General features: G+C 41.9%; 22 protein-coding genes and 1 tRNA gene. 7 read left to right on the top strand and 16 right to left on the bottom strand.

The features are described 5' to 3' along the window. Nucleotides 1-244: 244 nt before the first annotated feature. The 13 genes from DXA60_RS01685 to DXA60_RS01750 all read right to left on the bottom strand — a co-directional run bounded on the left by DXA60_RS01685 (nt 245) and on the right by DXA60_RS01750 (nt 16,139). A complete protein-coding gene (locus DXA60_RS01685; protein ID WP_117918940.1) occupies nt 245-679 on the bottom strand; it encodes an HI0074 family nucleotidyltransferase substrate-binding subunit in 435 nt (144 codons plus the stop codon). Next, the gene (locus tag DXA60_RS01690) at nt 660-941 is read right to left on the bottom strand and encodes a nucleotidyltransferase family protein (protein WP_117918942.1); all 282 of its coding nucleotides are present in this window, start codon (nt 939-941) and stop codon (nt 660-662) included. The genes DXA60_RS01685 and DXA60_RS01690 overlap by 20 nt, the downstream gene beginning before the upstream one ends. A 144-nt stretch (nt 942-1,085) precedes the next feature. Continuing rightward, nucleotides 1,086-2,096, bottom strand: coding sequence for a GGGtGRT protein (locus DXA60_RS01695; RefSeq protein ID WP_006858744.1), 1,011 nt, complete (start codon nt 2,094-2,096; stop codon nt 1,086-1,088). Nucleotides 2,097-2,114: 18 nt separating this feature from the next. Further along, nucleotides 2,115-2,807, bottom strand: coding sequence for an iron-sulfur cluster assembly scaffold protein (locus DXA60_RS01700; protein ID WP_006858743.1), 693 nt, complete (start codon nt 2,805-2,807; stop codon nt 2,115-2,117). Nucleotides 2,808-2,955: 148 nt separating this feature from the next. After that, entirely contained in the window at nt 2,956-4,518 is a 1,563-nt protein-coding gene (locus DXA60_RS01705; RefSeq protein ID WP_117919040.1) for a YARHG domain-containing protein, read from the bottom strand. A gap of 21 nt (nt 4,519-4,539) precedes the next feature. Then, nucleotides 4,540-6,036: a methyl-accepting chemotaxis protein gene (locus tag DXA60_RS01710; RefSeq protein WP_117918944.1), complete on the bottom strand. Its 1,497-nt coding sequence runs from the start codon at nt 6,034-6,036 to the stop codon at nt 4,540-4,542. A gap of 85 nt (nt 6,037-6,121) precedes the next feature. After that, the gene (locus DXA60_RS01715; RefSeq protein WP_182384816.1) at nt 6,122-6,793 is read right to left on the bottom strand and encodes a UDP-N-acetylglucosamine pyrophosphorylase; all 672 of its coding nucleotides are present in this window, start codon (nt 6,791-6,793) and stop codon (nt 6,122-6,124) included. Between the two features lie 176 nt (nt 6,794-6,969). Continuing rightward, nucleotides 6,970-10,956 carry a DNA topoisomerase III gene (locus tag DXA60_RS01725; protein ID WP_117918950.1) on the bottom strand — a complete coding sequence of 1,329 codons (3,987 nt, stop codon included), beginning with the start codon at nt 10,954-10,956 and terminating at the stop codon, nt 6,970-6,972. A 133-nt stretch (nt 10,957-11,089) separates the two neighbouring features. Beyond that, a complete protein-coding gene (gene asd, locus DXA60_RS01730; protein ID WP_117918952.1) occupies nt 11,090-12,181 on the bottom strand; it encodes an aspartate-semialdehyde dehydrogenase in 1,092 nt (363 codons plus the stop codon). Nucleotides 12,182-12,362: 181 nt separating this feature from the next. Beyond that, complete coding sequence (gene argH / locus DXA60_RS01735) at nt 12,363-13,748, bottom strand: argininosuccinate lyase (protein WP_117919042.1); 1,386 nt, start codon at nt 13,746-13,748, stop codon at nt 12,363-12,365. Between the two features lie 104 nt (nt 13,749-13,852). Next, nucleotides 13,853-14,518 carry an epoxyqueuosine reductase QueH gene (locus tag DXA60_RS01740; protein ID WP_117918954.1) on the bottom strand — a complete coding sequence of 222 codons (666 nt, stop codon included), beginning with the start codon at nt 14,516-14,518 and terminating at the stop codon, nt 13,853-13,855. Beyond that, the gene (locus DXA60_RS01745; protein WP_117918956.1) at nt 14,500-15,672 is read right to left on the bottom strand and encodes a glycosyltransferase; all 1,173 of its coding nucleotides are present in this window, start codon (nt 15,670-15,672) and stop codon (nt 14,500-14,502) included. The genes DXA60_RS01740 and DXA60_RS01745 overlap by 19 nt, the downstream gene beginning before the upstream one ends. Nucleotides 15,673-15,752: 80 nt before the next feature. Then, nucleotides 15,753-16,139: a hypothetical protein gene (locus DXA60_RS01750; RefSeq protein ID WP_117918958.1), complete on the bottom strand. Its 387-nt coding sequence runs from the start codon at nt 16,137-16,139 to the stop codon at nt 15,753-15,755. A gap of 190 nt (nt 16,140-16,329) precedes the next feature. Between DXA60_RS01750 and DXA60_RS01755 the strand changes: the two genes are divergently transcribed. Beyond that, nucleotides 16,330-17,532, top strand: a complete 1,203-nt coding sequence (locus DXA60_RS01755) for a GDSL-type esterase/lipase family protein (RefSeq protein ID WP_243006718.1) — start codon at nt 16,330-16,332, stop codon at nt 17,530-17,532. On the opposite strand, the gene udk is transcribed toward DXA60_RS01755, so the two are convergent. Both udk and DXA60_RS01765 read right to left on the bottom strand, forming a co-directional pair. Then, complete coding sequence (gene udk, locus DXA60_RS01760) at nt 17,518-18,147, bottom strand: uridine kinase (protein WP_186898705.1); 630 nt, start codon at nt 18,145-18,147, stop codon at nt 17,518-17,520. The two genes, DXA60_RS01755 and udk, sit on opposite strands and share 15 nt — an antisense overlap. 117 nt (nt 18,148-18,264) lie before the next feature. Further along, nucleotides 18,265-18,337: transfer RNA gene (locus DXA60_RS01765), tRNA-Thr, on the bottom strand. A gap of 221 nt (nt 18,338-18,558) precedes the next feature. Here DXA60_RS01765 and DXA60_RS01770 point away from each other — a divergent pair. The 6 genes from DXA60_RS01770 to DXA60_RS01795 all read left to right on the top strand — a co-directional run bounded on the left by DXA60_RS01770 (nt 18,559) and on the right by DXA60_RS01795 (nt 24,120). Continuing rightward, nucleotides 18,559-19,098 (top strand): cupin domain-containing protein, encoded by a 540-nt coding sequence (locus DXA60_RS01770; protein WP_186898704.1) that lies wholly within the window; start codon nt 18,559-18,561, stop codon nt 19,096-19,098. Nucleotides 19,099-19,169: 71 nt separating this feature from the next. Continuing rightward, nucleotides 19,170-20,243, top strand: coding sequence for an ABC transporter ATP-binding protein (locus tag DXA60_RS01775; protein WP_117918966.1), 1,074 nt, complete (start codon nt 19,170-19,172; stop codon nt 20,241-20,243). Beyond that, nucleotides 20,236-21,060, top strand: coding sequence for an ABC transporter permease (locus tag DXA60_RS01780; protein WP_117918968.1), 825 nt, complete (start codon nt 20,236-20,238; stop codon nt 21,058-21,060). The genes DXA60_RS01775 and DXA60_RS01780 overlap by 8 nt, the downstream gene beginning before the upstream one ends. Then, complete coding sequence (locus DXA60_RS01785; protein ID WP_117918970.1) at nt 21,054-21,821, top strand: ABC transporter permease; 768 nt, start codon at nt 21,054-21,056, stop codon at nt 21,819-21,821. The genes DXA60_RS01780 and DXA60_RS01785 overlap by 7 nt, the downstream gene beginning before the upstream one ends. A 79-nt stretch (nt 21,822-21,900) precedes the next feature. After that, nucleotides 21,901-22,956: an ABC transporter substrate-binding protein gene (locus DXA60_RS01790; protein WP_117918972.1), complete on the top strand. Its 1,056-nt coding sequence runs from the start codon at nt 21,901-21,903 to the stop codon at nt 22,954-22,956. A gap of 150 nt (nt 22,957-23,106) precedes the next feature. Then, nucleotides 23,107-24,120, top strand: a complete 1,014-nt coding sequence (locus DXA60_RS01795; protein ID WP_117918974.1) for a DUF5688 family protein — start codon at nt 23,107-23,109, stop codon at nt 24,118-24,120. Here DXA60_RS01795 and glgA read toward each other — a convergent pair. Beyond that, complete coding sequence (glgA, locus tag DXA60_RS01800) at nt 24,110-25,567, bottom strand: glycogen synthase GlgA (protein ID WP_117918976.1); 1,458 nt, start codon at nt 25,565-25,567, stop codon at nt 24,110-24,112. The two genes, DXA60_RS01795 and glgA, sit on opposite strands and share 11 nt — an antisense overlap. Nucleotides 25,568-25,622 lie beyond the last annotated feature (55 nt).

A 25,622-nucleotide genomic window follows, 5' to 3' on the forward strand; every position in this document is an offset into this window, starting at 1 on the left:
CCGGACGCCGCCTCTCTTTCTGCTTCTGGTTATAGATATTATTATAGCAGAAAATATGTTCGGTTATCACCCTGTTTTGGAAAAAATTGAAAATATCGGACTATATTAAAATAATGGTACTGATTCTAATAAATCATCCAAAAATAGCCACCTGGATAGTTAGTCCAAATGGCTTATAAAAAATATATCACTTTAATCTATAGATAATCTTTTTCTACAAAATACCCCTCTTCGAAACGTCCTATCAGGCTTTAAAACTGTCTTCTTCCTGCATTCCCTTTTCAAAATACTCTTCTGCTATCATTTTAAATTTATAAAAAACATCATAATACACTGTTGTTATCTTTTCAAAATTTTCTCTTGCAACTGCACCATCATAATCATGAGCAAGCAGATTTCTTGTTCTCAACATTTGCAGCCAAACATCATCATCAATCAATTTGTTTGAAAATGCCGCCTGTAAATTCGCTCTTGGCGATCCAAGCGCTATATCATTAATACCCAATACTTTGACTAAAATATCCTTCATCACTATCCATGATAAATCAAATGTTAAATTATAATTTTGAACAGTACCTTCTAACACAAAATCAGCATCCGGGTCTGCTGTTTTACTTTTTTTTAAATTATTCAAACTTCTGCAAAAATTTTTATATCTGTTAATATATTTGTTTTCCATACTTTGCGATATCCTCCAAAAGATACTGGTTTCGAATTGTTTTATATTCCAAAATATCTATCTTACGTAAAGTTTCTATTTTTTCTAGATCCTGTTCAAGTTTATCCATATCCACATCACCATAAACTACAAAATCAATATCACTATATGGAGTTGCTGTATCTGTTGCGAATGAACCTATAAGAACCAATTTTTTTACACCATTTTTTTTACATATTTCTGCAACTTTTGTAATTAATATATTTACGGGCATTACATTCATGATTCTAAACTAACCCTCCCGTTTCTCAAAACATTTAGAATTCTGATAAAAGTATAAATCATATTCAAATAAATTTATACAGAAAAAGAAACGGGATTCTTGCAAATACAAAAATCTCGTTTCTTTCTATGCTTTAAATTTATCTTAGAACTTACCAGCCTTATGAGCTTCCTCAACGGAAACTGCAACAGCAACTGTAGCACCAACCATAGGGTTGTTACCCATTCCGATCAGACCCATCATCTCAACGTGAGCCGGTACGGAAGAAGAACCTGCGAACTGTGCATCAGAGTGCATACGTCCCATGGTATCTGTCATACCGTAGGAAGCAGGACCTGCTGCCATGTTGTCCGGGTGAAGTGTACGTCCTGTACCACCGCCGGAAGCAACTGAGAAGTATTTCTTACCCTGCTCGATACATTCTTTTTTGTATGTACCTGCAACCGGATGCTGGAAACGTGTTGGGTTTGTAGAGTTACCAGTGATGGAAACACCTACGTTCTCATGATGCATGATTGCAACACCTTCCTGAACGTCATCTGCACCGTAGCATTTTACAGTTGCGCGAAGTCCGTTGGAATATGCTTTCTCATATACAACATTTAATTTTGCAGCTTTGTAATCATACTGTGTCTCAACAAATGTGAATCCATTGATACGGGAGATAATCTGTGCAGCATCTTTTCCAAGTCCGTTTAAGATAACACGTAATGGTTTCTGACGTACTTTGTTTGCTTTCTCAGCGATACCGATTGCACCCTCAGCTGCTGCGAATGACTCATGTCCTGCTAAGAAGCAGAAGCACTCTGTCTCTTCCTCTAATAACATTTTACCAAGGTTACCATGTCCTAAACCTACTTTTCTGTGGTCTGCAACAGAACCCGGAATACAGAATGCCTGAAGTCCCTCACCGATTGCTGCAGCAGCATCAGCAGCTCTTGTACATCCTTTTTTGATTGCGATTGCAGCACCTACAGTGTAAGCCCAGCAAGCGTTCTCGAAACAGATTGGCTGGATTTTCTTTACCTGATCGTAAACATCAAGTCCAGCATCTTTTGTAATTTTTTCAGCTTCTTCGATAGAGCTGATACCATAGCTGTTTAACACAGCGTTGATCTGGTCAATTCTTCTTTCATATCCTTCAAATAATGCCATTTTCGTCCGTCTCCTTTCCTACTCTTCTCTCGGGTCGATGATTTTAACAGCATCTGCCACACGGCCGTACTGTCCTTTTGCTTTTTCCCATGCAGTGTTAGGATCATCGCCTTTTTTGATGAAGTCAGTCATTTTTCCAAGAGAAACGAACTGATATCCGATAACTTCGTTATTCTCGTCAAGAGCAATACCGGTTACATAACCTTCTGCCATCTCCAAGTAACGAACACCTTTCTCTTTGGTAGCGTACATTGTACCAACCTGGGAACGAAGTCCTTTACCTAAATCCTCAAGACCAGCACCGATTGCAAGACCGTCATCAGAGAATGCACTCTGTGTACGACCGTAAACGATCTGTAAGAATAACTCTCTCATTGCTGTATTGATTGCATCACAAACAAGGTCTGTGTTTAATGCTTCAAGAATAGTTTTGCCCTGTAATACCTCTGCTGCCATAGCTGCGGAATGTGTCATACCAGAGCATCCGATTGTCTCAACTAAAGCTTCTTCGATTACACCATTTTTTACATTTAATGAAAGCTTGCAGGCACCCTGCTGAGGAGCACACCAGCCAACACCGTGTGTAAAACCTGAAATATCTTCAATTTTTTTAGAATGAACCCATTTGCCTTCTTCCGGAATTGGAGCTGGTTCATGTTTTGCGCCCTTTGCTACAGGACACATGTTTTCGACTTCCTTAGTGTAAATCATTTTAAGACTCCTTTCACTTAAATAGAACTGTATGTATCAGACTTTGTTATACATTTAACATACCTTACCTATTTTCGCACATTTTGTTGAAATCTACAAGTCCTAATCGAAAAAAATTATCTTTATTCCGTGTATTTGTTTTTATACACTAGTCAAAGTAATTTAACTCCGAAAAAACTTCCGTGCCGGGTCTGCCGACGTTGCTGACATTTTCACCATCCACATGGATGTACCCTTCTGTTCCGTCTTTTGCACGCACATAGATCCATTCCTTTGCATCAGAGCTGATAAAGAACACATCCTGCCCGGACGAAACCGTTACCTGTTCCGAATTCTGATCCATAGCTTTCCACAACGGAAGATCCACATATAATCTGTGCGGTGTGAAATACTTGTATTGATGCATACCGCCATCCATATATTCCAGTTTCCGTGCATTGCTGTCATACCACCAGTATCCATTAAGATATGCGGTTTCAAGAATATCTGTACGGATTGTTCCATTGATTCCGTTTTGCCCGGTAAAACCATTGATTCCGCCATTCTGCTCCTTAAAAGGGAAACCATCCACTTCCCCGATAAACGCCAGCGCACTTCCGTCATACCGGTAAAAATAAGTCGCATAATCGGCACTTGGTCCATCGTCTAATACCGCGATTTCCAGAGAATTATCATATTCATCCATGTCTGTAACATAAAAGCTTTCCGTTTCTGGTGTCACCATAGCTACATATTCACACAGTTCATATGCTGTTCCATTAACCGTAAGGACACAGGAATAACCTGAATAATCACTACTCTCTTTCACATCATAACGGATCTCTTCTTCGCTGCCATCTCCATTAAGATCCACCATAATATTCTGTCCTGTTTTATATTCTTTCGGATACGGATGCTCCTGTTCATATGCTGTTTCAGCTTCCTGTATTACCTTTAAGTTGTCTTTTTCTGTCTGGCTCAGCACAGATTCATCAAATGCATCTGCTTCTTCACTTTTTTCATACCAGGAACATGCATTAAAATAACTCTGCAGATATTCATTGGTAAAACCCCGTCCATGTCTTGCATAGATTTCATTGCGTGCTAACCATAAATCATTGTCCGACATATTGATAAGACTGTCTGCCGAAATTGTCTGTGTCATACTGACCGGAATGATATACTGGTCAGCATCTTTGTGCAGGTTCTGTGTATCAATGACCGCATTCTGTACTACCGTATCTGACTGCTGCATCATCCCTTGATATTCATTTAAAGTATCCTCATTTTCCACATCGCAGCTCACATCCGTAGGCCTCACAACCTCATATAACACTCCATCATCGGTATATCCTAAAATACTTACACCGGCAGCATCCGGATACCATTCCGTGTCTTTGGTAATTCCAAAAAGAAACCCCGTCCCACTTTCTTTCTCATAGGATTTTTTCTGAAAAACAGAAAAACCGGTATCATCTTCTAAAATTACATACTTATCTTCCCAGCTCTCCGGGAACTGCAGCGTGATCTCTTTCCAGATATATTTTTCTTCGGCTGCTTCCATTTTTTCAGACGCACTGCTGTCTATTTCGGATTCTGTTTCATCTGTATCTGAAATTCCTGCTGTTTTCTGCTCATTGCTGTTTATTTTATTTTGTGCCATATCTGGCTCACCACACCCTGCTGTAAAAAGCAAAAGTGCGGCTGTAAACAACCACACTTTATTTTTCATATAATTATGCATTCCTTTCTGTCAGTGCAAAAACTTTTTTATATCATCTGCCGTACTGTGAATTTTCTCTACCGCATTCTGAACCTGTTTTGCAACATCAAGGTTTTCTTCACTGAGTGTATGTACCTGTTCTGCACTCGCCGTAACTTCCTCAGTCGCTGCCGAAAGCTGCGAGCAGTTTACCACAATCTTATTGTTGGAATCTGAAAGTCCGCTTACCTTTTTATTGACCTCTTCAATATGGGCAACCAGCTCACCTATATTTTTATTAAGCAGATTAAATGTTTCTGACGCAGCAAGAATCTTTTCTTTCTGATCTTCCGTTGCCTGTACAGAACCTTCTACTGATACAACCACATCATTTGCATTTGCATTCAGTTCGTTTGTAATTCTCGTGATCTCTTCCGTCGAATTTTTTGTCTGTTCCGCAAGCTGTCTGATCTGCTCTGCTACAACCGCAAAACCTCTTCCGGCTTCTCCGGCACGTGCACTCTCAATAGATGCATTTAACGCCAGCAGGTTTGTCTGACTTGAAATATTTAAGATCATACCTGCAATCTCTTCTACTTCTTTTGTCTTATCCTGAAGTTTGGTCATTGCCTCAGTAACATCATGATTTGTATTTGTGATCTGCTCTGCCTGATCTTTCAACGCATCCATCACACGCATATTTTCCTGAATGCTGTCATTTGAATTCATTGCGATATCCACCATCTGTTTTGATCGCTCACTTGTTTCCTCGATCGCATCCTGGATCGTTGCAGTCATGGTATTCTGTTCTTCGATGCTGTTTGCATTCATTCCGGAAGCCGTTGTAATCTCCTGCATACTGCCAGTTACAGAATTGGTCGTCTCGACCAGTTTTCCGATCAGGCTGCTGCTCTTAACTGATTCTTCCTGAACAGTTTTGGAAATCTCAAGCACTCCCTGTAAAATTTCATTCTGCTTTTTGTGTTCCTCATCTATGGATCCAAGTGCATCTGCGTTAAACAATAATGTGATCTTTCCAATTCTTGAAACCATAAATAAAACGCCAAGCACGCCGACCACAGAACATATTGTATCCACGTTCAATACAGTAATACCCTTTATTCCCTGAACAATCGTAACGATCACGTAGAGAATACTCACTCCCACACAGGTTCTTTTTAATCCACCTTCATCATAGTACGGAATCTGTAACGCAACTAAAACGATCAGTACATACGTAATAAAATGTGCATCTGTCTGTACTCCGACTAACAGATACTCTAATCCCATCTCAAGCGTAGCAATCACTTTTAATTTTGCTGTTACATGATCTTTATGATAAATAATCGTGTTCAAAACTGATGCGCCTATTATTAATGCAGTATTCCCATATACTACTGCATTTACCAGATTCTGATTTGCCATGCGGAGCCACAGATACAGTAAAAACAATATTCCAAGAAATATGGTTGCACCTATATAGAACCGGTTCATCTTTCTGATCCGTTCCGCTTTATCATTATAAATATATTTCTTTTCTTCTTCCATATATTTTATCTCCCTGTACTTAAAATATGATCAATATTTTCTGCCATAACTTATCCGACCTGTCCGGATCTTAAGTTTAAGAATATCATGCTTCTTTTTTCTGTACAACCTCGCCCGGTTTCTTAAAAATTGAGTTTGCCGGGATCACTCCCCTGACACTTGAAAGCGGATATACATTTGTATGTCTGCCGATCACCGTTCCAGGATTTAATACAGAATTGCATCCAACTTCAACAAAATCTCCAAGCATTGCACCAAATTTCTTTAATCCGGTTTCAATTTTTTCATCACCATCTTTTACCACAACCAGTGTCTTATCTGATTTCACATTTGATGTGATTGATCCTGCACCCATGTGTGACTTATAACCCAGAATAGAATCACCAACATAATTGTAATGCGGCACCTGAACGGAATTGAAAATAATATCATTTTTCAGTTCTGTGGAATTGCCGACAACAGAACCCTTTCCTACGATCGCACTGCCGCGGACAAATGCGCAGTGACGGATTTCTGCATCCTCATCAATGATCAGCGGACCGTTTAAACATGCTGTCGGTGCCACTTTTGCACTCTTTGCAACCCAGATATCCTCGCCTCTTTTTTCAAACTTTTCCGGATCTAATGTTGGTCCAAGCTTTTTTATGAACTCACTGATCCCTTTTAAAGCCTCCCATGGATATGTAAACTGTTCTAAATATTCTTTTGCGATTGTTTCATCCAAATCATATAAATTGCTGATTTTTGCGTTTTCCATCTTTTCCTCCATCCCAGAATGTCTCTGTCACATGGATATGAATCCAGTGTGATCCTTGCATTTCTGTTTGCATACTGGTTCTATTGTAAAACGTTTTCACAGATCTGTCAAAATAATATTCGAACACTGCAAAAAAATCTCCGGACAGACAAGAATTTCTGTCTGCCGGAGATCGCTTACGGCATAAACTCATCTAAAAAATTGCTTCCTGCGATCCATTCCTGCTCTTCTTCCTCCTGGAACGCCGCAGCCTCATTTGCCATAGCGGCATAGAAATCATCTGCACCATCCGGTTCAGAGTCCGTCCGTTGTGACTGCTGTGTCTCTGTGCCACCCTGTTCTGCCTGCTGCATCTGCTGTGCCCCATTCTCCTGCACAGCCGTCTGCACTTCTGACTGCCCCTCTGTCTCCTGTTTTTGCAGAGACTGGCTTCCCGGATTGTCAAAATCAAAACTGATCCGCTCATCCTCATATTTTAAACATGCATCAAATACATTTCCTGCTTTCGAGTTAAATCCAGTCACTTTTTCCTTTGTCTTTCCGGTTTCCAACAGTTCTTTTATGATTGCTTCCGAAAGCGGCACTTTCGCAACCGTATGCCCTACCTTAAAACCGCAGTCACACTCATAATACCATTGGCTTTTCTTTAAGAGTTCCCCACATTTCGGACACTTTACCGTCGTCTCGACCGGCTTTGGTTTCTCCGGGAAATCAAAGGTGATCTGCCCCTCTTTGGTCAGTTTTAACGGCGCATCAAATTTCATTCCGGTCTTTGCGATAAATCCTTCGATCACACCGGTTTTTCCATTGGTTAAAAGTTCTTTGACCTGTGCTTCTTTTAATTTTACTCCTGCGATCTGTCCAACCGAAAAACGACAGCTTTCCGGATCATCTTTTTTATAATTCGCACAGCCATAGCCGAACGGCGTTTTTACCATATCCCCACCGCAGACCGGACATTTCACATCTTTTAATTTTGGCGCTTCCACATCCGAGAAATCGTATTTCAGTCCGATCACCTTGCCGGATTCGTCTCTATTTAAAGCAATCCTTGCATCAAACTTCTTTCCTGTCTTTGACTTAAAACCGCGAATCGTTGCTGTCCGGCCTTCTGTCAGAAGCTGTTTCACCTGTGCCTCATTTAACGTTTTTTCTCCCATCTTTCCAATGGAAAAACGGCAGCTTTCCGGGTCATCTTTTTTATAATTCGCACATCCGTAGCCAAACGCTGTCTGTACGATATCACCACCGCAGAGCGGGCAGACTACATCTTTTATCTTCTTTGCCTCCACATGGTCAAAGTCAAATTTTAAATACTTCCGACCGGTTTCATCCGTCTCTAACGCCACACAGGCATCAAATTTTTTCCCGGTCTTCGACTTAAAACCGCGGATTGTCTCCGTTCTGCCGTCGGTCAGAAGTGCTTTCACCTGAGTCTCTGTCAGGTCACGTCCCGCAAGTGTACCGATGGCAAAGCGGCAGCTCTGCGGATTTTGCTGGTCGTAATTCATACAGCCATAACCAAATGATGTTTTCTGGATCTGTCCGCCGCACATCGGGCAGACTACATCTTCTAATATCTCTGCCTCATTCTTTGAAAAATCAAATTCGACTGTTTTTCTGCCATCCTCTCCTGTTTTCAAAAGCAATGCCGCCGAAAACTTCTTTTTATTTTTTGCGGTAAACCCTTTTAAGACCTCCGTCTCTCCTTTTTGCAGCAGATCAGTCAGGTCATCCACACTAAGGGATTTTCCCGCGATTTTTCCAATGGAGAAATAACAGCTTTTCGGATCTTCACGGTGTTTCACACAACTGTAACCAAAAGAAGTGATTTCCATATCAGAACCGCAGACCGGACATTTCACCCCTTCTAATATTTCAGGTTCATTTTTGGAAAAGTCAAAATTGACTGATGCTTTTCCATTCTCATCTTTTTCAAGTACCAGTGCAGCAGAAAAGCGTTTTCTGGACTTTGAGATAAAGCCGGACAATACCTCTGTGTGTCCTTTGGTCAGAAGCTCCACCACTTCGTCTTTCTCTAAGTCTCTTCCTGCTATGGTTCCGATGGCAAACTTGCATCCGCTTCCATCTTTTTTATAATTACTGCATCCATAACCGAATGGTGTCGTTTCCATATCCCCGCCGCAGACCGGACAGACCGCCTCTATTTTTTTTCTGGCTGCAAGTCCTCTTCCACCTTTTCCGACAAATGGATGTATCCTTGCAGCAAGATTTCCGGTCAGATCATGCTCGATCATGGAAACCGTTTCTTTCCGGATAAAATCCTCCAGTTTCCCGCGATAATCTTCCATAACGACTGTTCCGCGCGTAATACCGTCAAGTCCTTTTTCCCAGGAAGCTGTCATTTTCGGATTCAAAAGCGCAGGCACAGTCATACTTACCACCTCAAACACCATCTCACCGATTGCTTCCGGACTTAATACCTGTGTCTTTTTATTCAGGTTAAGATACCCGATGCGCACCAGTTTACGGATGATCTCAGCTCTTGTCGCAGACGTTCCAATCCCTGATCCCTTGATCTGTTCTCTTAACTCTTCCTCCTCAATAAGCTGTCCGGCATTTTCCATTGCAAGCACCATGGAACCGGACGTGTAACGTTTTGGCGGTGCCGTTTTCCCCTCTTTGATCTCGTAACCATCCACATTCAGCGGATCGCCGGTCTTTAACTGTCCCGCCAGTTTTAAAAGTCCCGCACTCTCTTCTTCCTTATTGTCTTCATTTGCCGGTCTTCCCATAATTTCAAGGAATCCCGGATTTTTAAGTGCCTTTGCAGATGCAAAAAACTGCTCTGCTTCCACCTGTACCACAAGTTTGACTGTCTCATACTCTGCCGCCGGATAAAAAATACTTAAAAAGCGGCGTACGATAAGATCGTATACTCTTCGCTGCAGGTCATTTAACGAATGAAGTTCCGTAAGCTGCCCGGTCGGAATGATCGCATAGTGGTCTGTGATCTTTGAGTCGTCGGTATACTGTGTACGTGCAATATTCCGGTAGCTGCCTTCTTTTAGAATATGTTCCGTATAAGTTTTGGTCGGCTCATAAGTTTTCAGGCGGTTTAAATTTTTACCGATTTCCTTTGCTACCGCTGTTGACAGAACTCTCGCATCTGTTCTTGGATAAGTCGTGAGTTTTCTCTCATATAAATCCTGTGCCACCTGCAATGTCTCGTCCGGACTGATCTTGTATCGTTTGGAGCACTCTGCCTGCAACTCTGCAAGATTAAATAACAGTGGTGCTTTCTTTCTGGATGTACCGCGCTCCATAGATTTTACAAACGCCATTTTCCCGTCAAGTTCACCGATCAGTTTTTCTGCACTCTCACGCTTTTTGAATCCATTTTCCTTATATAAAAGCGGCGATTCAAAATATCCAGAACCCTCAACCGCTTTCCACTCTGCAGCAACTGACACCTCATTTTCAGCACCTTCCGGTAAAAAGTCTCCCACCACACGATAAAATGGAGTCTCAGTAAAATTGCGTATCTCACGCTCACGGATCACAACCATCCCAAGTACACACGTCATGACACGTCCCACAGCGATCGCTGTGTAACTCTTTGTCGCCGCGGCATCATTTAATAATTTCCCGTATTTTACCGACATGGCTCTGGAAAAATTGATTCCCATCGCATAATCTTCAATCGTACGCATGATACCGGATTTTGCCAGATTGTCATACTCTGACATCGGCTTTGCCTCGCGGATTCCGCGCAGGATTTCTTCCTCGGTCTGGGAATCGATCCAGACACGAAGTTCTTTCATTCCTTCCCTGACACCACCGAAACGTCTGATATTCTCCTCGATCGTCTGTCCTTCTTTTCCGGCATCACCTGCCCAGTAGACGGTCTCTATATCCTCTCTGAAAAGCATTCTGTGCACGGTATCATACTGCTTGCTGACATCTGGTATTACATTATATTTATATTCTTCCGGCAGAAATGGCAGATCCTCCAACCGCCATCTTTTGTACTTTTCATCATATGCTTCCGGATAGACCATTTCCACTAAATGTCCGACGCACCATGTGATGACATAGTCATCATTTTCAATGTATCCGTCTTTTCTCCCGTTCACGCCAAGAATCCTTGCAAACTCCTGCGCCACGCTTGGTTTCTCCGTTATTATCAAAGACTTTGCCACTAAAATATTTCTCCGTTTCTGATTACTTAACCTTTATTTCGCATAAGAGAAATTATAACATTTTTAAATTTTTTAGGCAATATAAAACGCCATCGGAAATCCTCCGATGACGTTTCTATCATCCATGTTTTATTTATTTCTTTGTAATATATCCCTGTGCTTTCAGCAGTTCTGCGCAAAGTACTGCACCGCCTGCTGCACCACGGACTGTGTTATGGGAAAGTCCGACAAATTTCCAGTCGTATACGGTATCCTCTCTTAATCTGCCGACTGAGATACCCATTCCGTTCTCGTAATTAACATCTAAGGAGACCTGCGGTCTGTTGTCTTCCTCTAAGTACTGGATAAACTGCTTTGGTGCGCTCGGAAGACCTAACTCCTGCGGAACACCGCTGAAGTTCTTCAAAGCCTCGATCAGCTGCTCTTTTGTCGGGTTTTTCTTAAATTTAACAAATACTGCTGCTGTATGTCCGTTTAATACCGGAACACGGATACACTGACAGGTAATGACCGGTGATTCTGCCGGAACGATCGCTTTTTTCTCGTCATCAACATAACCCCAGATACGAAGCGGCTCTTTCTCAGATTTTTCTTCCTCACCACCGATGTAAGGAATGATGTTTCCTACCATCTCAGGCCAGTCTTTAAATGTCTTTCCGGCACCTGAGATTGCCTGATAGGTTGTAGCAACCACTTCATACGGCTCGAACTCTTTCCATGCAGTAAGTACCGGTGCATAGCTCTGGATGGAGCAGTTTGGTTTTACAGCAACGAAACCGCGTTTTGTACCAAGACGCTCTTTCTGGTACTTGATGACTTCCATATGCTCCGGGTTTACTTCCGGCACTACCATAGGAACATCCGGTGTCCAGCGGTGTGCACTGTTATTGGAAACAACAGGTGTCTCTGTCTTTGCGTAATCTTCCTCGATCTTTTTGATCTCCTCTTTGGTCATATCCACTGCGGAAAATACAAAATCAACCTCTGCTGCTACTTTCTCCACTTCATTGACATTCATGACAACGATATTTTTTACTGCCTCCGGCATCGGTGTATCCATTTTCCAACGGTCACCAACTGCCTGCTCATAAGTCTTTCCGGCGCTTCTAGGACTTGCTGCAATGGTTGTCACCTCAAACCATGGGTGATTTTCCAGAAGAGAGATAAATCTCTGTCCTACCATACCTGTTCCACCAAGAATACCAACTTTTAACTTTTCGCTCATTTTGCTCTAATCTCCTCGTCCCTTATTCTCTGTTTGTCCGTCTGTCGCAAACATGTGTCTTTCATAGTAAATATATTATGCTATTTTCCCGAAAAAAGCAATGCTTATTTTGTCAAAGTTTCCTGTATTTTTAGCAAAAACTTGTACATTTGTCACAACAACACGTCAGTGTACAAAAGTGTTACATCCATTCTTTGCTCAGATATTCGCGCTCTTTTTCAATGACTTTCTCCATTGCTTCCCTGCCAGGTGCGCCAATCGTCAGACGTTTATTGACACATGTTTCCATGGAGATCGCATCATAGATGTCCTCCTCGAATACCGGACTGATCGCTTTTAATTCTTCCAGACTCATGTCATCGATCGGAATCTTTTTATCAAGGCAGTAAAGTACGATACGACCAACGATTCCATGTGCATCACGGAATGGAACGCCATGATTTACCAGATAATCTGCTGCATCTGTTGCGTTTGTAAATCCATGATTTGCAGACTGACGCATTCTTTCTTTATTAAAACGCATGGTTGCAAGCATTCCATTGAATAATGCAACACATCCCTTTACTGTGTCCATCGCATCAAAAGAAAGCTCCTTATCTTCCTGCATATCTTTATTGTATGCAAGCGGGATTCCTTTCATTGTCGTAAGTAAAGACATCAGAGCACCATAGACACGTCCGGTCTTACCACGAACCAGTTCTGCGATATCCGGGTTTTTCTTCTGTGGCATGATACTGCTTCCGGTACTGTACGCATCATCGATTTCAACAAACTGATATTCGTTGGAGTTCCAGATAATCACTTCCTCAGAAAAACGGGAAAGATGCATCATGATCGTTGCACACGCAGATAAAAACTCGATCAGATAATCGCGGTCTGAAACGTCGTCCATACTGTTTAAAGTTGGTCCATAAAAGCCAAGCAGTTCCGCAGTATACTCGCGGTCTAACGGATAAGTTGTACCGGCAAGCGCCCCGGAACCGAGCGGACAGTAATTCATACGCTCGTAAATATCATGCAGACGCAGACGGTCACGCTTGAACATTTCAAAATAAGCACCCATATGATGTGCCAGCGTGATCGGCTGTGCTTTCTGCAAATGGGTAAAGCCCGGCATGATCGTCTCTGTATTTTCTTCCATAATATGTAAGATCGTGGTCAGAAGTTCTTTTAACAGTCCATCCACTGCGAGCACCTCGTCTCTGGTGTAAAGACGCATATCAAGTGCCACCTGGTCATTACGGCTGCGTCCGGTATGAAGCTTTTTACCGGTATCGCCGAGACGGTCGATTAAATTTGCCTCCACAAAACTGTGAATATCTTCGTATTCTGATGTGATCTCTAATTTTCCGCTCTCCACATCTTCTTTGATCTCCTGCAGTGTCGTGACGATATCGTTCATTTCCTGTTCTGTTAAAATACCCTGTTTTCCAAGCATTTTTACATGTGCGATACTGCCCTCGATATCCTGTTTATAAAATTTCTGATCAAATGTGATAGACGCATTGAAATTATATACAAGCTGGTCTGTTGCCTTTGTGAAACGTCCTCCCCATAACTGTGCCATATCTAAATCCTCACTTTCGTTGTCATAATTACATTTCATTCTACATGAAGTGCTGCATCCCTGCAAGTCCCTGTTGTATTTTTATGCACCGGCTATACATGCTGTCACGCATGCTTCTCCGCTTCCTTCGCCGCGATCTGCGCATCCCTTTCCTTTTTCGAAAAAACACAGCCGCAGTAATACTGGCGGTACATGCCATATTCTTCGGAAAGCTCCACGGAACGCTTATATCCGTTTTTCTTTTTAAAATCAGAATTTAAGTATGAAATCCCATATTCCTCAGATAAACGATCCCCGATCTCATTTAATTTTTCTGCATTTTTAAGCGGACTGATGGATAATGTCGTTGTAAAATAATCCATATGAAGTTTATTTGCAATCTCTGCCGATTCCCGGAGCCGCAGTTCATAGCAGCGGAAACACCTCTCACCGCCCTCTTTCACGTCCTCTAGTCCCTGCGCCATCTGATAAAAACGTTCTTTATCATAATTTCCCTCTACAAAAGAAACCGGATATTTTGCCGGCAGTCTCTCGATAAAGCGCTGCTGCTCTTTTACACGTTTAAAATATTCCTCTTCCGGATAAATATTCGGATTATAATAAAAAACCGTGATTTTAAAATACTGTGACAGATACTCCAAGCAGTAAGAACTGCAGGGTGCACAACAACTGTGCAACAGCAGGGTGGGCACTTTGTTCTCACTCTGGTTTTTCGCTATGGTCTCCTCAAGCATTTTCTGATAATTCTGTTTCAATTTTCTGCCTCCCATGACAATATTTCTTCTGCCCGCGCCCTCCAGGTATGCCCGGTACAGAATGTCTGATATGCATTGTCCCGGATCTTTTCCCGAAGTCTGTCATTTTCCATCAGTTCTCCGGCAGCTTCCGACAGCGAACCTATTTCTGACAGCGAATAAAACATCAGATCCTCCCTGTTTTTAAAATGCGAACTCCTGTACGGATTCTCATCTGTCAGCACCACAGTACGGTTTGCCATCCCGGCAATCGCCCTGTCATGGATGCCCCGGTTAAAAATCGGCGAAACATCAAGCATGATCTGGTTTCTTGCAATTTTCTCAAAAGAAAGATCAAAGGTAACCGGCTTTTCGATCGTCAGATATTTCTCATAGGGAGTCTGATATTTTTCCCATCCCTCACCGACTAACCGTACCGGTATCTTTCTTTTTAAAAGCTCATCAAGTGCCGCTTTCCTGAAATAATCCCTGATGTAGGCATCCGATGCATACATTGTATTCATAAAAAGAGCAAACTGCGCACTGTCAAGTTCCATGTCATTTTCTTTCAGGCATGCCCGAAATGCTTCCTCCATCGGAAGTTCCGGCGTCCCGATCCTCATTTCTATGATCCTTTTCATCAATCCGCAAAAAGGCTCCGGTGCTGCTTTCACAATATCATATACCTTATCCGGTGAATCGTAAGTTCCTATAAAAAGGATCCGATCCGCAGGATTTTTTTCACCGTCAAATAATGCAACCGTCGCTCCAAGCGGGAGCATATGCACGCTCTTTACTTTTGGATGATATTTTCTGACATAATCAGCCTGTCCTTCATCCAGCACGATTACATGAAAATTTTTTGCCTGTGTCATCAGACAGTTATAATGAAATAATGGATGATCCAAAATATAATCGTAAAATGGACCATCGATCAGGTCTGTCACCGGTGTCCCGTCATCCATCGCAAGTCTTGGAAGCAAAGAGTTAAAGTCAAAAACTGCACGATATTTTTTTCCAAAAAATGGAGAAAGTACCTTATCAAGATCATCTTTGGATGTAAACTCACATACTGTCGTCTCATAGCCTGCTTCTTCAAACGCACCTGCAAGCTGATGGGCAAAAAAGTTTCCCGACAAATAACAGATTTCCCTGGAACAGAATACTAAAATCTTTTCCTGTGCTTTCATCCGTTTTTCCTCCCGTAAAATACAAACGGACTCCTGCTAAAAGTCTCCCCAAAGCAAAAGTCCGTTTTCATCCTCATTCCTTACTCTCTTACATAACGCAGGCACAAAATTCCAACTAAATATTCTACCACGCAAAGCACCATAAAAACAGTTGCTCCGGCGAAAACCCCTGCTACGATCTGAGCGATCACAGCAATCGCATGCAGCCAGACCGGTACATCATGCAGGCAGCAGGCAATCCCTGCTTCTAACAATACGATCAGACAAACCGGAACAACCGGCATATGCAGAGCAATAATTCCTGCCAGAATAACCGCAAGTGCTGCAACAATGACTGCAAACAGCATCAGCATACTCTGATTCTCTGCAAATAACGTTCCAAGGATACCCCCTATACTCTTTTTTCTGCGCTGCTTTATGGATACGCGCGGCTCCTCTTTTTTTACATAATTTTCAGGTTCACTCATACCTTAATACCTCTCCTCTTTCTGCTATAATGTCATCCGGTCAAATGATCTGCTTACCGGAAAACACGTCATCTTTCTGCATTATATCAATTTATATAAAAAAGAACAAGTAGTTTTCACTTTACCCTCTTTCAAAAAGGATGTATACTGATACAACGAAAATAATTATCTGACAGAAATGGAGAACCCGATGAATCATACAACGATCAACAAACCTGATACATGGTGTTCCATGTGGGGAAATGCAGTTTCAATCGCAGAACACCGGCCGGAAAGCTATGCAAAAGATATTACACTCCGCTATCCGGTCTATGCGCCATTTGACGGAACATCTTTAAGATTTACCTTTGACAATTACTGTGGAAGCGAACCTGTCTCTATCACAAAGGCAACCGTCTCCGTTGCGGACTTCAATACCAACAGCGATTCTGCCCCCAAAATTAATCTGTCCTGCCCGCAGAAGAAATCGACAACAACACAGATTACTTTTTTGGGCAATCCTTCTGTGACACTTGATGCACACAAGCGTATTGTAAGCGATGAAGTTTCCTTTCAGGTTCAGGCAGGACAGACACTTTGTGTCAATCTTTATTTTGCAGACTTTACGCTGATGCAGTCCGCTGTTCTGATCACAGGTCCTCTCTCGAAAGGATTTTTCTCACTGGGTGATCAGACATTAACAGAAGAGCTTCCTCTTGATACAAGCAAAACGACAAGCTGGTTTTATTTTTTAAGCAATATCGATATTTTAACATCATCCGACAACCATGCTGTGATCTGCTATGGTGACTCCATTACCGCACAGGCATGGCCGGATGAACTAACGCTACGTTTAAGACGTGATGGCAGAAAACACACTTCCATCATCCGACGCGCTGCAAGCGGTACCAGAATCCTGCGCCAGTATGACTGCATTACCTATGATTCCTACGGTTTAAAAGGAAGCAACCGCTTTTTGCATGAAATACCGACCGCCGGTGCCGATACTATCATTATCCAGCAGGGGATCAATGATATCATTCACCCGGTTGGAACAGATATCAATCTGTTCCGTCCCATGAGTGATCTTCCAACAGCAGAAGAACTCATAGACGGTCTCAAATGGTACACTGACCAGGCACATTCTCTTGGATTGTCTGTCTATATCGGAACACTGCTTCCGATCGAAGGCTGGCGTACCTATGCCCCGTTCCGTGAAGAACTGAAAAACAAAGTCAATGAATGGATCCGCCAGGCGGACGGCTTTGAAGGCTGCATTGATTTTGACCTTGCCGTACGTGACAGCACCAATCCTGCTGCATTCAAACCAGGCTATGATAGTGGCGACCATCTTCACCCAAGCAGTGCCGGTTACAAGGCAATGGCTGATGCTGTATCTTTACGCTTCCTCTAAATGCTTTCTTACTCTCTGGATCAGCATCTCCAATGCAACCGCATTTTCGCCACCCTCCGGGATTATGATATCTGCACGGCGTTTACTCGGTTCCACAAACTGTTCATGCATCGGTTTTACAGTCGTTAAATACTGATTTATGACACTGTCTAAGGAGCGTCCACGGTCTTTTACATCTCTTACGATCCTTCTTAGAATACGCACATCCGCATCCGTATCTACAAATACACGGATATCCATCAGTTCACACAAGGCCGGCTCGGCAAAGATCAAAATACCCTCAAGTACGATCACCGGTGCCGGCTCCACAAGGATCGTCCTGTCGGAACGGTTGTGAACCGTATAATCATAGACCGGCATCTGCACGGCATTGCCCTTTTTCAGCTCTTTGATATGTTCACATAACAGTTCTGTATCAAATGCATCCGGATGATCATAATTTAACTTTGAGCGGTCTTCATAACTCATCTCATCATGGCGTTTATAATAATTATCATGACGCAGAATACTGACTTCATCACGTCCAAAGCTGTCAACCACTTTATCTGCCAGCGTCGTTTTCCCGCTTCCTGTTCCTCCTGCAATTCCAATTAAAATCGTATTTTTCTCTGCCATAATACCGTTTCCTTTCACATTCTGATATATAAAAAAGAATTTTCTTATTACAAAAAAAGCAAGCGGAACTTTTCAGAAACCACTTGCTCTTATCTGTCCGGACTTCCGGAAGTTATAAGCCAATAGTCGGACTCGAACCGACGACCTACGCATTACGAATGCGTTGCTCTACCAACTGAGCCATATTGGCAATTAATGTGGACTGTCTTTTGACTTGCGCCACACTCGACTAGTATATACATATATTATAAAAAATGCAATACCTTTTTTATATTTTTTTCTAAATTTTTGCAATATTTTATTTTCTATTGACTTTTCCTATGAAATGCATAAAATAATCTTGTTTACTTATTGTAAACAAAACATATATTTTTACAGTTACTATAAAACATCGCAGAAATGAGGATTATTATGGATATCGGAAAGCGTATGAAAGAACTGCGTATCCAGTATGGTCTGACACAGCAGGAACTCGCCGACCGCTCCGAACTGACCAAGGGATTTATTTCCCAGTTGGAACGTAACCAGAACTCTCCGTCTATTGGTACACTGCTCGATATCATACAGTGTCTCGGCACAACACCTGCCGAATTCTTTACGGACGAAGAACCGGAACAGATCGTATTTGAAAAAGATGACTATTTTGAAAAAATCAGTGAAGATGGAAATAAAATGATCGAATGGATCATTCCAAATGCACAGAAAAACAGTATGGAACCGGTACGCCTTACCTTAAAACCCGGCGGCTCCTCCGACACACACCTGCCACATACAGGGGAAGAATTTGGCTATGTATTAAAAGGAACTGTGCGTGTACTATATGGTGGAAGGGCTTATACCGTCCGCGCTGGCGAATCTTTTTATTTCCAGGCCGGTAAAAAACATCGTCTGGAAAATAATGGAAACCGCGATGCCATCTTAATCTGGGTATCTACGCCGCCGAGTTTTTAATTTTATCATGTAACCACTTAGAAAGGGATCATGTTTCTTCTTCTACCAATTAAGAAACGTTTTGAACACAAATGAGCAAAAAACTAATTAATCTGACAGGTATTTCAAAATCTTACGGCGACCATGTCGTATTAGATGATTTAAATTTATATATCCGTGAAAATGAATTTATCACACTTCTCGGTCCATCCGGCTGTGGAAAAACAACCACCCTTCGTATCATCGGCGGTTTTGAGACACCGGATGCCGGCAGTGTCATTTTTGACGGCAAAGATATCACATCATTACCTCCAAATGAGCGCAATTTAAATACTGTTTTCCAGAAATACGCACTTTTCCCGCATATGTCGATTGCAGAAAATATTGCATTCGGACTGCGTATTAAGAAAAAAAGCAAAGAATATATCAATGATAAGATCCGTTATGCCTTGAAGCTGGTAAATCTTGAAGGATTTGAAAACCGCTCTATCGACTCATTAAGCGGCGGTCAGCAGCAGCGTATCGCGATCGCGCGTGCCATTGTAAATGAGCCAAAAGTTCTTCTTTTAGATGAACCGCTCGGTGCTCTCGACCTAAAGCTCCGTCAGGACATGCAGTACGAACTGATCCGTCTGAAAAATGAGCTTGGCATTACATTCGTATTTGTTACCCACGATCAGGAAGAAGCACTTACCATATCTGATACGATTGTCGTTATGAATCAGGGGTACATCCAGCAGATCGGCACCCCCGAAATGATCTACAACGAACCTGTCAATGCATTTGTGGCTGATTTTATCGGTGACAGCAACATTATAAACGGAACCATGATCAAAGATAAGGTCGTGGAAATTTTAGGTGTAAAGATTCCATGTGTTGACGAAGGTTTCGGATGCAATACTCCGGTTGATGTCGTGATCCGTCCGGAAGATGTTGAGATCACGGAACCTGGCGCCGGTTTTATGGATGGTGACATTGTCTCTATTATATTTAAAGGTGTACACTATGAGATCAGTATCATGGCAAATGGTTATGAATGGCTTGTCCACACGACGAAAATGTATCCGGTCGGCACACATGTCGGCATCAACGTGATCCCGTTTAATATCCAGATCATGAACAAACCGGAATCTGAGGACGAGGAGGCTGTAGAGATCGATGCGTAAATTAGGCAGACAGCTTTTAGCAGGACCTTATCTTGTATGGATGATCGGATTTATCCTGCTGCCGATCGTTATTATCTTATATTATGCTTTTACAAACGCTTCCGGTACATTTACCTGGGATAATATTGCAGCGATCGCAGATCCGGTGCATGTAAAATCCATCCTGCTTTCCCTGAAACTCGGATTTTTCTGTACAATAGTCTGCCTGCTGCTTGCCTATCCGCTCGCCATTATCCTAAACAGTTTTCATTTTAAGCATCAGAGTTTCGTTGTATTTTTATTTGTACTTCCAATGTGGATGAACTTTATGCTGCGCATCCTTGCCTGGAGACTTTTACTTTCTAACAACGGTATCGTAAATGCCCTGTTTGGTTTCTTCGGTTTCGGTCCGGTAAAAATGTTAAACACACCGCCTGCCGTTGTTTTCGGTATGGTATACGATTTTCTGCCGTTTATGATCCTGCCGATCTATAACTCCATGGCGCGTATCAAACCGGATGTCATTGAAGCTGCAAAAGACTTAGGAGCTGATTCAAAAATCGTAATGCTCCGTATTATTTTTCCGCTGACTCTCTCTGGTGTCATCAGTGGGATCGTAATGGTCTTTGTTCCGGCTCTCACATCTTTCGTGATCTCCGATCTGCTCGGTGGCGGTAAAGTGCTCTTGATCGGAAATGTCATTGAACAGGAATTTATGCAGGGAAGTAACTGGAACTTAGGTTCCGGGCTTTCCGTAGTACTTATGATTTTCGTCATCGCAAGTATGGCGGTCATGAATATCTTCGATAAAGATCAGGGAGGAACTGCTGTATGGTAAAGAAGGCTGCATCCCGCATTTATCTTGCGGTCATCTTTTTATTTTTATATCTTCCGATTCTTGTTTTGGTCATTTTGTCTTTCAATAATTCCAAATCAAGAGTCGTATGGGGTGGATTCACTTTAAAATGGTACGCTTCCTGTTTTACAGACGAAACGATCATGAATGCACTGACCATGACACTTCAGATCACATTCGCTGCCGCAGTACTCTCAACCCTGATCGGCACACTTGCTGCCATCGGGATCAGTGCCATGAAAAAACGTGGCACAACCCTGATGCTCGGTGCAACCAATATCCCGCTGTTAAACGCAGACATTGTGACCGGAATATCCCTCATGCTGCTTTTTGTAAAATTTTTAAATCTTGGATTTGTGACAGTACTCATCGCACATATTACATTTGATATTCCATATGTAATTTTGAATGTACTTCCAAAATTAAAGCAGATAAACAGAAACACATATGAAGCTGCCTTAGATCTTGGTGCCTCCCCGCTTTATGCCTTTTATAAAGTAACCTGGCCTGACATCAAATCCGGTGTATTTTCTGGATTTTTAATGGCAGTTACCATGTCGCTGGATGATTTTTCCATCACCTTTTTCACGAAAGGAGCCGGTGTAAATACGCTTTCTACTATGCTCTATACAGAACTTCGGAAAGGTGTACGTCCGGAACTTTATGCACTTTCCACACTGTTGTTTTTTGCTGCATTTCTGCTGCTTCTTATTATGAACCGCAGATCTGATAAGACAAACTGATATCTTTTTGGTGTGGCAATCTCTGCAAATATATTTTATTACTGATACGCCGTATTATCCGGCAGAACGCGAGGCTTTCATGAAAAAATATATTATTTTTCCGTTATTATTTTTGAGCACCCTTTTTATGGCAGGATGTGGAAATAAAGACACCACTGATGACAATTCGCTGGTTGTTTTAAATTATGGAAAATATATGGACAGTTCTGTTTTAAAATTGTTCGAACAGGAAACAGGCATTCACGTCAAATTAGAGGAATACGAAAGTCCGGAAGAAATGTATACCAAATATAAAGCCGGTTCCATCGGTTATGACTTAATCTGCACTTCCGACTACATGGTAGAACGTCTGATCTCCGAAGGAGAGGCAAACAAAATCGACTTTGATCACTTTTCTTATTACCAGAATATAGATCCGTCGATCATTGATGCTGCAAGGATTTTTGACCCGGATGCATCCTATTCCATGCCATATTTTTATGGAACACTTGGTATCCTCTACAATACCACAATGGTCACAGATGACGAAGTATCGTCCTGGAACATTCTGTGGGATGAAAAGTACAAAGATTCCATTATCATGCAGAATTCTGTCCGCGATTCGTTTGTACCGGCTCTTCGCCTGTTAAATTATGACATCAACACAGAAAATGAAACGGAACTAAATAACGCAGTAGATCTTTTGATCAGGCAAAAACCGCTTGTCTACGCCTACTACGTAGATGAGACCGCTGATGAGATGGCCGCCGGCAATGCAGCAATGGCGCTGGTTTATTCCGGGGAAGCTGCCACTGCGATGGAATTAAACGATGATCTCTCCTATACAGTTCCAAAAGAGGGTTCGAACCTATGGATTGATTCCTGGTTTATGCCAAAGAGCTGCAAGAATCAGGAAAATGCCGAAAAATTTCTTGATTTTCTGTGCCGCGAGGATGTAGCTATGATTAATTTTGATTATGTCTGCTATGCCACACCCAATCTCGCCGTGATTGATGCGCTAGATGAAGAAACATTAAGTGATACCACGATTTTTCCACCACAGGAAACTTTAGATAACTGTACTGTGTACAAACAGTTTGACGAATCTACAACCTCTCTTTACAATTATCTCTGGAAAAAATTAAAATCCGAATAATTTTTCTTGCATTTGTAGTATGTATATGATATAGTAAGTCCACGCAGTTTTTTGCGTGGACTTTCCCCATTTATAGGCAGTAATATCTTCTCCTGCACCACAGGTATATCTCATATAACTCAGACATATCTGTATTTACAGGAGGTCATTATGACATATCAGACATTTAAACAGCAGATCAGACAATCTTTACAGGACGCATTCGGTTCTGATGTTTCCATTATCCTGCAGGATATTTTAAAAAATAACAATACCCACTTAGACGGTCTGACCGTTTTAACTCCGGGCTGTAATATTTCACCAACCATTTATCTGAATGACTACTTCCGCGAATATGAAAAAGGCCGATCTTTTCCTGATATCTGCGCCGAAATTCAAACGATCTATCAGCAGAACAAGCCTTCCCACAGTGTTGACATTTCCTTTTTCACATGCTATGAGAAAGTACAGTCCCGCATTATCTTTAAGCTGATCAATTACGAGCGCAACAAAGCACTGTTATCTGACGTTCCCCATTTCCGCTTTCTCGATTTAGCGATCGTGTTCAGCTGTCTGATCAGTATTTATCCCGACGATATCATCGAGTCTTTTTCGGAAGAAAATAACCTTGCCACTGACTCTTTCACACACGCAGGGAGCTCTGCCACGATTCTGATCCACAACCATCATCTTTCTTTCTGGAATATCACAAAAGATGATCTTTATGCACTCGCATGTAAAAACACACCGGATCTTTTGCATTATGAACTTCGAAATATGAGTGACGTACTAAAAGAACTTCTTTCCGGTGACGACAGTGCTGCTCTCCTCGCTCCGCCGGCACCTTTTCCCATGTATGTGCTTTCCAACCATACAAAATTAAACGGCTCTGCCTGCATTCTGTATCAGGATCTGTTAAAAAACTTCGCAGACCGCTTAAGAAGTGATCTCTACATCCTTCCAAGCAGTATCCACGAAGTTCTTATCATTCCTGTCAGTTCTTTTTCCTTACCATCTGATCCTCTGCTTTCATCCGGGAATAAAACCAGGGATACCACACAGGAATCCTACCGGGAGCTTTCGGAAATGGTATGTGAGGTCAATTCCACCCAGCTATCTGTGGAAGATATTCTCTCTGACCATGTATATTATTATTCAAGAGAAAGCAGCCGTATTACCATGTAAATTTCGTCATCAGACCATCATATAGTTTTTCATACTCTACAACCGATGCATTCCAGGAGAAATCCTGACTCATGCCATGTTTTACCAGTATATCCCAGTCGTTTTTATGCTGATAAAATACAGATATCGCATAGCGGATCGTTTCTAACATCTCGTGCGCATTATAATTTGCAAAAGAAAATCCTGTTCCCTCTTTTGTATATTCATTGTACGGAATGACGGTATCCTTAAGTCCTCCCGTTTCACGTACGATAGGAACAGTACCATAACGAAGACTCATTAACTGGCTTAAACCACACGGTTCAAACAAGGACGGCATCAAAAATGCATCACAGGAGGCATAAATCTGATGTGCGAGTTCTTCTGAATATCCGATATGTACTTTCATCTTATCCGGATATTTTCCTGCGAAATAAGACAGCATATCCTGATAGCGTGCCTCCCCGGTCCCCGCCACAACAAACTGAACACGCTCCGTACTGAGCAGCTCATCCATGATATATGCGATCAGATCAAAGCCTTTCTGATCTGTCATACGCGATACCATGCCGATCAGAAATACATCTCCATCCACAGGTAAGGAGTCATTTTTCTGCAGACGCGCCTTGTTGAGCGCTTTTCCTTCTTTATAATTCATTTCATTATAATGATTGGACAGATAGATATCTTTCTGTGGATCATACTCAGTATAGTCAAGACCATTCAATATGCCGGAAAGTTTGTTTCTGCACGCATACATAAGCCCTTCTAATCCTTCGCCTCCCTCCGGTGTAGTGATCTCATAGGCATAGGTCGGACTGACGGTAGTGACCGCATCTGCATAGACCACACCGCCTTTTAAGTAATTTGCCTCACCGTAAGACTCTAACTTATCCGATGTAAAAATCTGCTCCGGCAATCCGGTAATATCCATAACAGCAGGCAGTTTCCATCTTCCCTGAAACTTCAGATTATGAATCGAAAATACCGTCTTTATACCTGTATAGTATTCCTCATCCCCATATAAAGTCCGCAAAAATACCGGGATCAGTCCTGTCTGCCAGTCATGACAATGTATAACATCCGGACAGAAATCCAGATACGGCAATGCCTCCAACACTGCCTTTGAGAAAAATGCAAACTTTTCTACATCCTCATAAATATTATTATATGGTGCATTTCCGGCAAAATAAAATTCATTGTCTACCAGATAATAGGTAATTCCATCGTACGTTGTTTCAAAAATGCCGACATATTGTTTTCTCCAGCTTAAATTCACATAAAAATGGCATAAAAAATGAAGCTGTCCTTTCCACCGTTCATCCATGCAGACATATTTTGGAAGAATAACCCTTACATCATAATTCGTCTTATCAAAATATTTCGGCAATGAGCCTGTTACATCTGCAAGTCCACCGGTTTTCATAAAAGGCACAGCTTCTGAAGCCGTAAATAATATTTTTTTCATGTCATAAACCCTCCAGCCCAAAAATTTATTTTTCTATAAACTTTTGAAAATCTAA

Source organism: Roseburia sp. OF03-24 (genome assembly GCF_003463035.1).
GTDB classification, from domain to species: Bacteria; Bacillota; Clostridia; order Lachnospirales; family Lachnospiraceae; genus Roseburia; species Roseburia rectibacter.